This window comes from Rhodoferax antarcticus ANT.BR (assembly GCF_001938565.1).
GTDB classification, from domain to species: Bacteria; Pseudomonadota; Gammaproteobacteria; order Burkholderiales; family Burkholderiaceae_C; genus Rhodoferax; species Rhodoferax antarcticus.
In genome coordinates this window covers 23,494-33,230 of the sequence record NZ_MSYM01000015.1, presented here as the reverse complement: position 1 = coordinate 33,230, position 9,737 = coordinate 23,494, and the positions used below count along the sequence as shown (strand labels likewise).

Here is a 9,737-nt window from a genome sequence, read left to right as displayed (position 1 = left end):
GATGTCCAAATCGACCAGCAAACTGGCCACCGGTTTGGAGCGCATGCTGGCACCTCGGTCGGCGTGCAGACTGAGCGTACCCGGCGCGATATTTTGACGCTGGGCGGTGTCCTCAATCAACTGCGTGGCAAGCTCGGAACACTCGCGCGGCGCGATAAGCCAGCCGACCACGTAGCGGCTAAAGATGTCCAAAATCACGTAGAGATGAAAGTAGGTCCACTTGGCTGGCCCCTTGAGTTTGGTGATGTCCCAAGACCAAACTTGATTGGGACTGGTGGCCAACAATTCAGGCTTGGCATAGGCGGTGTGGCGGCGCTGATTGCGTCGCTCGGCGCAGCCACTGTGGGTCTTGAGCAAGCGGTACATTGTGCGCACGGAGCCCAGGTAACGGCCCTCATCAAGCAGAGTGGCGTGCACGCTGGCAGGGGCGGTGTCGGCAAAGCGCTCGCTGCCTAAAGTGTCCAGTACCAACTGCCGCTCGGCCTCGCTCAAGGCCAGGGGTGAGGAGCGCGCCTGGCGTGGCGCTGGTGGCCCCATGATGCTTGCGGCCAGGGTGCGTAGCCGTTGGCGACGCAGCTCGCCTCGCGTGGTGCCCAGCACCCGACAGGCCATGGCTTCGCCCGTGGTGGGGATGAGTTCGATGACGCCTTGCATCAGATGCTGCCTTGTGCTGACGTGGCCAGCGTGAGGCCCATGAGCATAGAAACTTTTTTTTGGACATCGATGATGAGCAGAGCCTGATCCAGTTGGCTTTGCAGCTGGGTGTTTCTATGCGTGAGCTGCTCCACGCGGCGCGCCTGGGCGAGTTCAAGATTAGGCTTTGGGCCACGCTTTTTTGCATCCAGGGCCAATGCATCGGCGGCTCGGATTTGCTGACGCCAGTTGCAAAGGTTAGACGAGTAGATGCCCTCACGGCGCATCAGCAAGCCGACCTCGCCGGGTAGCGTGCAGGCGTCAGCCTCGGCGACGATACGCCGCTTCTCGGCGTTGCTCTTGAAGCGTCGCTTGACGCGCGGGACGACCTCAGTGCTGGCATGAGGCGCTGTCACAGAGGGGGCTGCTTCGGTCGCCCTTCGGGCTTCCTGCGCTGCCCCCTCTGTGACCGGGATGGCGTCCGTAAAAGGAATGAATTGCACTGTGGCCTTGGAAGAATGTTGTTTACGCATGGTGACCTTTTTACTCACTAAATTGTGAGATGGAGGTGATGCAAGTCATTCTGGCACGGGGGGCTGTCCATGTTTGAAAATATCCCAATAAATCAACTGCTTACGCCACCATCGAAAAATCCCGAGTCGGATTTCGAGTCAAATCAGCTCGCTCTCCTCTGAAGAACGTTGGGACACTACTGAGACCCAATAGGTGATGCTGGCCGCAATTAGCGCAAGAATCACCGCCGAAAAAGCTACCGTCAGGCTGCCCGAGACCTGCGCCAGGTTGCCATCGGACAAGGATTTGAGGGCTGGCCCCATCGGGATCATGGTGCCCACCAGGCCCAGCATCGGAGCAATGCGGCTGGCCAGCCGTTCGGGCTCCAGCAGTTTGTGGGCAAACAAGTCCAGCTCGTCTTCGCTTGCCTGCGGGAACTTTTCTGCGTGGCGTAGCAGCGGAAAACCACGACCCTGCTGGGGTCGGCGCCGCTGCTGTGCCTAGACGACAAAAGCGCCTACAGCGTACAGCGCGTAGAAAAACAGCAGGGCGACCAGCCCCAGCACAGGCAGCAAAAACAGTTGGCCAGTCTGGTACATCAAAGTTTCAATCATGGAGCTCTCCGTCATTTGGATGTGTTGGGGTTTGAGGGCGCAGCGGGTGGTGCCACCAAGCCGGTCAGTGGTTTGGCGCAGGCATCTGGGCGAGGCGTCGCGGCGGTAAACCACAGCAGGTCAAACCCGGCGCCGTCGTACGCTTCGGGGTTGATCTGGCCGTTGGCCACTTCGACAAAGGCGATGGCCAGCGCCCGCACCGGCTCGGCCAAGTAGAGCGGTACGGCGCGGTCGGTGCGCACATGGCCAGCACCGGCCACCAAAACCACTGGCCCGCTGACCGAGTCAAGTACCTTGGCCATTTGCACATCACGCGCGCGTTGCGCATTCACGATGCGGGTCAAAACTGGCGTGTCGGGCCGGTAACCACAATGGCCGCGAACCACGTCGTTTTCCATGTTGGTCCTCTGTGTCGCATCCAGCGCGGGCAAGTCTGGAAGCACTTTGCCCAAAGCGATGTCCCGCGCGTCAGCACGTGACAGGTTGGCTGCCAGCAAGGGCCATTGATGCTTTGCTGCGTGGCTGATGAGCGCCTTGTACATCGGCCAGCGCCAGCCCTCGCGGTTGAGTTGGCCAGCACTGGCGAGTGTTTCTGCGTCTTGGGTACCTGTGCTTTGAGCAGCGCTCAAAGGGGCTTGATGTTTGACATCCATCTGTTCTAGCGCCAGCGCAGGTGCGCGCCCCTGGTCTGCCAGCGCTTGCAGTAGCCGCAACTGGTGCGCATGGTGGATGGCGCTGTCGTGTTTTTCACCCAGTAGCACATAACGGCTGGCACCAGCGCGTTGAAACGCTTTCTGTGCGCTTATGAACTGGCCTGCGTCAACGTCCCAGATGCGGTCTTCCAGGGCATGAGCCTGGGTGGGGTGAGGCGTGTTTGCGGCACAGGCATTGAGTGTCAAGCTCAGGACCAACAGGGGGAGCCAATTTTTCATCATGAATGCCTCCCTTGACCGCGCATGGGTCTCAGTGGGCTGCCATGAAAACTGATTTTTTGACAAATGATTTTTCTCATGTTTTTCTCCATTGTTGCCAGGCACCGGCCACCGGTGTCAAAAATAATAGCGAGAGTGCAATTAATAGCAAGGGTTCCAAGACATTTTTAGCCTCATGCAGCATCTGCTCTAGTTTGATGCCGGTGATTGGCAGTGGTGCTGGCAGCAGATCAGGCATTGGCGCAGGAGCCACTGGTGTCGCTGGTGCCGCTGGTGGCGCGGCGACGGGCCGCGCTGCGGCGCCTGGTGCCGGGCTGCGCAATATCGTCTCCTGCGGGCTGAGCGATCGGGTCAAGCCGTAACCTGACAAGCCGACGAATTTCTGCAGGCTGCGGTTGTCAGTGCGCGCGTCAAAACGTTGCGCCAGATCCTTGTATTTCGCCTTTAACTCGTCCACCATGGCGCGGTCCGCCTGCCAGTAGCCTTGGCGCGCCATCTCCAGCATGCGTTCCATCATCAGCGCCAAGGCATGCGGGTTTTCGCGCTCCATCCATTGCGGGATGCCCAGCTTGTGTTTATCGCGCACATACACGTCGGCAAATTCCTGCCACTGATCATCACGCACAATTTCACGCGCCACGGTGGTCCAGCCGGTGAAGTTGTTGATGCTGTCCACCATCTGCGTGGTGCCGGCATAACCCTCGCGCATCAGCGCCTGAATGTGGCCGGGGTGAAAGTTGCGAGTCGCCAGTTCTTTGGCCAAAAAGCTGGCGGCATTTTCCGCCTTGCCAGCGCCGGAGCCGCGCAGGTTGGAGATGAACATCTCAGGTGCCTTGCTGTCGATGGCCCGCACCGCTGCGGCAATGCCACCCAGGTATTGGAACGGGTCGTCGGTGGTGAGCATGCCGTACAGGTTAGAGCTGCGCGCCAGCACAGCGCCCTGCGTGCCTGTGAGGTGGGCGGCATATAGATTGATGGCTTGGCTGCCATCACTGGCGGCGGTGCCACCCACGCCAGCTGTGCTGGCCAGTTCGGCGGCGCTCTTGCCCCAGTCGGCTTCATCGGGGCCGTAGGCGTACTGCATTTTGCGCAAGTACAACTCGGCCAGCTTGCGGTCGCCTTCGGCCTTGCTTTTCCAGGTATCTGTGGCCAGCGCCGCATCGTCCAGGCCAGAGCCGTAGCTACCTGATGCACCGGAGAAAATCCGGGTTTCGGCGGCCTTTTGGGCGGCTTCGGTGCGCCAGCCCTGTGCGGCTAATTGCCCTGCAACCGTGCGGGTGTTGGCGGCGACCGCGTTGTCTGCCTCATCGTTGGCCTGCGCCGCCAGTTGTGCGGCTCGGGCGAGCTGTTTCATGGCGTTGGGGAAGTGGTCACGGTACAGGCCAGTGGCCGACAACACCACGTCGATACGAGCGCGACCGAGTGTCTGGCGTGCCACCAGCTTGACATCTGTCACCCGTCCGCCCGCATCCCAAGTCGGCTCCACACCCAGCGCCCATAGCGCCTGCGCTTCCAGCAGGCCTTGGTGGTGCATGGTTTCAACCGACCAGAGTGAAAAGGTGAACTTGGATGGTGTCACTCCTGTTTTCTGCTGGTGCGCAGCCACCAATTGGTCCAGCGCTTGCTGGCCAGCCTTCCAGGCCGCCTGGGTGGGCACGCGCGACGGGTCAAACCCGTAAAGGTTGCGTCCAGTGGGCAAGCTGTCGGGGTTTTTGATCGGGTCACCGCCGTAAGAGGTGGGGATGTAGCGAGCGTCCAGCGCCGCCAGCAGACCACGGGTTTCACCTTCAGCCTGAAGGTCGGTAAACCAGCGTTTGCCTTGTTCGACCATCGCCTGGAGCTCGGGCGGGAGCGCGTCCGTTGGCAGTCGCTCCACCAGATGCTTGCGCAGCAATTGGTAGGGTTGGGTCTCGGCAATTTTGCTGAAGTTGGCCACGATGGCTTCATCGGCCTCTTCGTCATTGCCATCGATATGCACCGCTGTCGCCTCCCAGAACGGCGCCCCGAGCATCATCAGCACGGTGGCCAGTTGGCCATGTTCATCTGAGCCCTTGCCAAAGGTGTGCAAGCCCAAGGGCTGTGCGGTCTGGGCGAGTTCATGCAAGTGGTCGTGCAGGGCGTGGACAAAAGCAGGAAATTCACGCGCGATGCGCTCAGTAGTCCAGCCCATGTCCAGATCGATGTGCTCCTTAACCACCGCTGCCGTCAACTGGGCACGTATTTGTTCTTTCACAGCGCCTTCATCCTGGGCTACCCAAGCGTGTAAATCGTCGTGCAACTGGGTCAACACCGCATGCAGTCCGGCCGGGGCAAACGGTGGCGTCTGGTAGCTAATGTTGACTGCGCGCCCACGCCGCTTGGTCTGCACCGCTTCGCCAATGTTGTCAACGATGAAGGGGTAAATCACCGGCATATTGCCAATCGCCAGCAAGGGGTAGTCATCTACCGACAGGCCGCGCTCTTTACCGGGCAGCCACTCTTGGGTGCCGTGTGTGCCGTAATGGATCAACGCGTCGGCCTTGAATTGCTCACGCATCCAGAGGTAGCCCGCCATGTACGAGTGGGGCGGTGGGGCGCTGTCAGAGTGGTAAAGCGCCTTGTTTTTGGCATGCATCCCGCCATCCACCGGCTCGCCACGTGCGGGTTGCGGCAGGATGCTGATATTGCCCAGCTTCAGGCGGGGAACCGCAAAAAAATCCTGGCCATCACGTTGCACCGAAAACACCGACTTGTCGGGGGGCCTACAGCGGTAATCCAGGCCTCGCGCCGCGCCTCAGGCAGGTTGGCCAGCCAGGTCTTGTAGGTGGCCAGGGGCATCAACTCGGCCAGACCGTCGCGTACCAGCGCATTCATTTCCGCTGTCACCGTGGCGGGGCGATAAAAAGGTTTGAGCAGGCGCTGCAGCTGGCGCGTCAGCGTGGCGGCATTGGGGGTCTCGGTGCGGTAACCCGCCGCTTTCATGGCCGCCAGCGTGGCTTCCAGACTGGTGGGCAGGTTCATGAAGGAGGCCCCCAGGTTTCTCTCGCCTGGGGGATAGTTCCAAAACATCAAAGCGACTTTTTTGTCCGCATTGGTCAAGCGTGCCAAGCGGGCCAAGGCAATGGCTTTACCCACCACAGCCGCCGCTTGCTCGGGGATGGCTTGCAGCTGGTCACTGGCCTGGTCGGTGGCCGCGGCCACCATCACATCAAACACGCCTGCATATTCAGGTTGAGACAGATAAAACGGCACGTCCATCAAAGGGATGCCCACCGGGTCGTTTCGCCACGCCTCGACTAAAGTGGACCCCTAAGTCAAGACAATTTTTCAATCAGTTTAAGCTGCCCTTGATTTCACTCGCAGCTGGACGGCGCTGCCCCGGTTTTTGACTTGATTTTTGTCCCTCGATTTCATTGGAGAAACTCTCTGTGCAGCGCAGCGAAACAGGGAGTTTCTCCCCCCTCACGCGGAAATTTGTCCACGATCAACGCCCCACCTCCCGTGGCGCTGGCGTACACCGCATTTGGTGTCTGGTTTGCCAATGATTGGTGCATTCGCTCTGCGTTGTAGAAGCTGAAGTATTTCGTCAGGCCAATGAGCAATTCACCCATGGTGGCGTAGCCGTTGAGGTAGACGTCCTCGTACTTCACGTTGCGCCATAGCCGTTCGACAAAAATGTTGTCAAACGCCCGACCCCGGCCATCCATACTGATGGTGATACCTTCACGCTTGAGCACACCGGTGAAGGCCTCGCTGGTGAACTGGGAGCCTTGGTCGCTGTTGAATACCTCGGGTTTGCCGTGCAGACGCAAAGCATCTTCCAGGCAGTCCACGCAGAACATTGCGTCCATGCTGTTGCTGATACGCCAGCTCAGTACGCGTCTGGAATACCAGTCCATGATGGCCACCAGGTAGACAAACCCGCGAGCCAGCCGGATGTAGGTGATGTCAGTACTCCACACCTGATTGGGCCGCTCAATGGCCACGCCACGCAGCAGGTACGGGTACACCTTGTGCTGTGGGTGCGCGCGGCTGGTATTGGGGCCCGGTGCCATGCCTGCCAAGCCCATGCTGCGCATCAGGCGTTGTGCGCGTTTCCTGTTGACGGTGTGGCCGCAACGGCCCAGGTACACCACCATCCTGCGGGTGCCATAAAACGGGTGGCGTGTGTATTCTTCGTCGAGCAGGCGTTTGATGAGTTCGTCATGCTCATCAAGCGCCTTGGGCTTTTGCTGTGCGTACAGCGTGGCGCGTGATACGCCAGTCAGAACACATTGGCGGCTCACGGCAACTGCGTCGCCCTTGTCAATCCAGTCTTGGCGCATCATGGCAGGCTGATCCCTGACTTTTTTTTGAGCCAGTCCAGCTCCATCTTCAGGCGCCCGATTTCCCCATACAAACGATCTGGCTCCTTGTGCGCGGCCACCGGCGCTGGGCCTCGACGGCCTTCAAACAAGGTCTTGGCTTGTTCCTGGATTTCCTTCTTCCATTGGCCTACCTGCACCGGATGTACGCCAAATTCTTGGCCGATCTCGTTGATGGTCTTGACCCCGCGCAGGGCTTCCAGTCCAACCTTCGCCTTGAACTCCGGCTGGTGCACTTTGCGCTTCTTCGTTTCACTCATGGTTTCCCCTTTTCTTGGGACAGTATCCTGCTTAAATTACTGTCTCAAATTCGGGGTCCACTTTAGGCATATTGCGTGAACAGTTGGGCCATGGGTGCCACCCGCCATACCATGCCGAGTTTGGGCGACAAGGCTGAGTCACTCAGTTCTGAGGGTGTCGTCAGGTTGTTGACTTGGTACAAAGCGCTGGTTTTTGGCGAGAGTTTGAAGCTGTCGTAGCGGAGACCGGGGGTCAGGCTGATCGCGCCAAAATTGATTTCATCCAGCACGAACGCACCATAGGTGGTGTAGTCGGTGTCCGGAAAACTGGTGTTCTTTACAAACGCGGCGCCACTGCTGCTGTAGCCCTCTTTGAGCAAAGTCACTTTCGCCTGCGCCGCATCCAGTCCATAAACAAATCTGTGGGTGATGTCCTGCCCTGCAGTACTTTCAAACTGAAGACTTCCGCCCACCGTGTCTTCTGAGTAGTCGGTGTCACGGGTGCGTACCAGGGGGTTGGTTGAACGGGCCTCAAAACCATATTGGTGGTTGGTAGAGCGCTGGCCGTAGCCGCTCGTGCGCAGCATGTCGAACCAGGTCGGGCCGGTGGGTATGTACTGGTAGTCGATCTTCGCCAGATCGCGAGAAATCTTTTCCCGTGCATTCACTTGGGTGAGGGTGGCTACCGTGTACGGGTCGCCAAAGAAGCTCAAGATGTTGGTGTCGTTCTGCCGCCTTATTGACTCCAAAGCCAGCTTTATTTGGTGACCGGCACTGGGCGTGATCACCAACTTGGACAGCAGGTAGCCCACTTTGACGTCAGAAGGGTTGGGGGTGGTGCGGCTCCGGTTGGCCACATCATTCGTTCCCATGTTGTCGGTTTCGTGGCCCCGTCGGAAACTGGTGAGGAACATGCCCTGCACCGTGTCGCCCTTGAAGGCAAAACTGGGCGCCAATTGAAAAGAGCTGTCTGCTGACGCATAAGCGGTTTTCAGATTGAACTGGGTCGGGTTGCCCAGGGCTAGTAAATCAGACGGATCCTTGGTCAGGAAACTCACCGCACCCGCCAGGCCGTCTGAACCAAACTGGGTGCTCGATGCGCCGCGCAAGATCTCAACGCGTTTGTAGCCCTCTGGTTCCAGCGTATCACCGCGTCCGGCGGCATAAGGACCACTTTCATAAGTGGCCGGCAGATTCACACCGTCCACCTGCAGTCGCACCTGGTCACCCTCTAGACCACGGATGTTGACCCCCTCATTGCCCCCGCGTCCGGTGCTGTAAAACACGCCAGATGCCCGGTTGGGCTGGGCGCGCACCGAGACACCGACCTCGTTTTTGAGCAAATCCTCCAGGTCGGTCGGGTTTTGGTTGGCGATGTCTTGGGCCGTGATGGTGGTGATGGTCGCCGGCACATCGTCGGCCTCTTGTTCCACCCGACTGCCGCTGACCACCACTGCCTTCAGTGTGTGCGTGGCCTGCGCGTGTTGCACTGCCGAAACCGGCTGCGGTCCGGTTTGCGCCCAACTCGCCGCTGTTCCCCAAGCGAGCCCGAGACACAGCGAGAGTTTGGGCAAAGAAAAAACACTAGAGATCGGCAAATCAGCCATAAAGCACCCTTTCAAAAAATAATTTTTTGCTGGCTGTGCTGAAGGCATTTACGGGCAATTGGCGCGTAATGGCTTGACTTGGCTCGCTAAAGAAGTTTGTATTCTATATGCGAATCATTCGCACTTTGGTTAAGGTCGGTGGCTGTTGCTCAAAACCGTTTTTATCCATGGAGGCACTGAATGAAATCAATCGGGTTTTACCTGCTGGCCGGGACGACTGTGCTGGTGAGCGGTGCAGCTCAGGCGGACGAAGCGCTGGCCAAAGCCAAGGGCTGTCTGGCGTGCCACAAGGTCGAAGCGAAGGTACTCGGATCGGCTTACACCACGATCGCCGAGAAGTACAAAGGTAAAAAAGATGCTGAAGTCACGCTGGCGCAACACATTATTAAGGGCACGCCGATTCCCATTGGTAAGGAGGCCCGCCAGATGCTTGCCCCTGAGTGCGGGTCAGCCAAGACTTTTTGGCCACAACGAGCCCGTTGGGTGCAGGATAAATGAGATTGAGCGTTACTTCGAATTAATAGCTACTAGCCCTTTTGGGATAAGGGCTAGAGGCCATTTTCTTATAGGAGTGGCAAGGGTCACCAGCTGCAGGGCAGCCGGCTGGCGGTTTCAGGCGGGGCCTGCCCAGGCGTACAACTCGATGGTGTCGCTACTGCATTTGTTGCAGCCACCGCCGCACGCCGTACCGCTGGGCAATTTGTGCACACGGCCTTTGCGCTGCAGCACGTCCAGCATACCGCGCAAGGCCTCAGCGTCGGTGTCCAGACCGATGGACATATCCAGTAGGCTGGCCTGCCGGTGTTGTTTCAGGTAAGCAGATACACGCGACAAAATCATGGTGAGCTCTCCTAAC

At 58.9% G+C, this 9,737-nt stretch carries 7 protein-coding genes and 2 pseudogenes; 1 reads left to right on the top strand and 8 read right to left on the bottom strand.

Annotated elements, in window-relative coordinates; translation table 11 throughout:
- The 7 genes and pseudogenes from BLL52_RS14120 to BLL52_RS14080 form a co-directional block, all read right to left on the bottom strand.
- Nucleotides 1-654, bottom strand: a 654-nt coding sequence (locus BLL52_RS14120) for a DDE-type integrase/transposase/recombinase (RefSeq protein ID WP_139313409.1), incomplete at its 3' end; no start/stop codon positions are given.
- Nucleotides 654-1,166 carry a hypothetical protein gene (locus tag BLL52_RS14115; RefSeq protein ID WP_083633980.1) on the bottom strand — a complete coding sequence of 171 codons (513 nt, stop codon included), beginning with the start codon at nt 1,164-1,166 and terminating at the stop codon, nt 654-656. The genes BLL52_RS14115 and BLL52_RS14120, both read right to left, overlap by 1 nt.
- Nucleotides 1,167-1,304: 138 nt before the next feature.
- Nucleotides 1,305-1,553 (bottom strand): MotA/TolQ/ExbB proton channel family protein, encoded by a 249-nt coding sequence (locus BLL52_RS21500; protein ID WP_241839186.1) that lies wholly within the window; start codon nt 1,551-1,553, stop codon nt 1,305-1,307.
- A 218-nt stretch (nt 1,554-1,771) separates the two neighbouring features.
- On the bottom strand, nt 1,772-2,692 hold the full coding sequence (locus tag BLL52_RS14105) for a ChaN family lipoprotein (protein ID WP_076072142.1): 921 nt from the start codon (nt 2,690-2,692) through the stop codon (nt 1,772-1,774).
- A gap of 76 nt (nt 2,693-2,768) precedes the next feature.
- Nucleotides 2,769-5,929, bottom strand: a pseudogene (locus tag BLL52_RS14100) (cobaltochelatase subunit CobN).
- Nucleotides 5,930-6,081: 152 nt separating this feature from the next.
- Nucleotides 6,082-7,295, bottom strand: a pseudogene (locus BLL52_RS14090) (IS3 family transposase).
- Between the two features lie 62 nt (nt 7,296-7,357).
- The gene (locus tag BLL52_RS14080; protein WP_075587328.1) at nt 7,358-8,881 is read right to left on the bottom strand and encodes a TonB-dependent receptor domain-containing protein; all 1,524 of its coding nucleotides are present in this window, start codon (nt 8,879-8,881) and stop codon (nt 7,358-7,360) included.
- A gap of 180 nt (nt 8,882-9,061) precedes the next feature.
- Between BLL52_RS14080 and BLL52_RS14075 the strand changes: the two genes are divergently transcribed.
- Nucleotides 9,062-9,379, top strand: coding sequence for a c-type cytochrome (locus BLL52_RS14075; RefSeq protein WP_075587327.1), 318 nt, complete (start codon nt 9,062-9,064; stop codon nt 9,377-9,379).
- 114 nt (nt 9,380-9,493) lie between these two features.
- Here BLL52_RS14075 and BLL52_RS14070 read toward each other — a convergent pair whose 3' ends face one another.
- Nucleotides 9,494-9,721: a FeoC-like transcriptional regulator gene (locus BLL52_RS14070; protein ID WP_075587326.1), complete on the bottom strand. Its 228-nt coding sequence runs from the start codon at nt 9,719-9,721 to the stop codon at nt 9,494-9,496.
- Between the last annotated feature and the right edge of the window lie 16 nt (nt 9,722-9,737).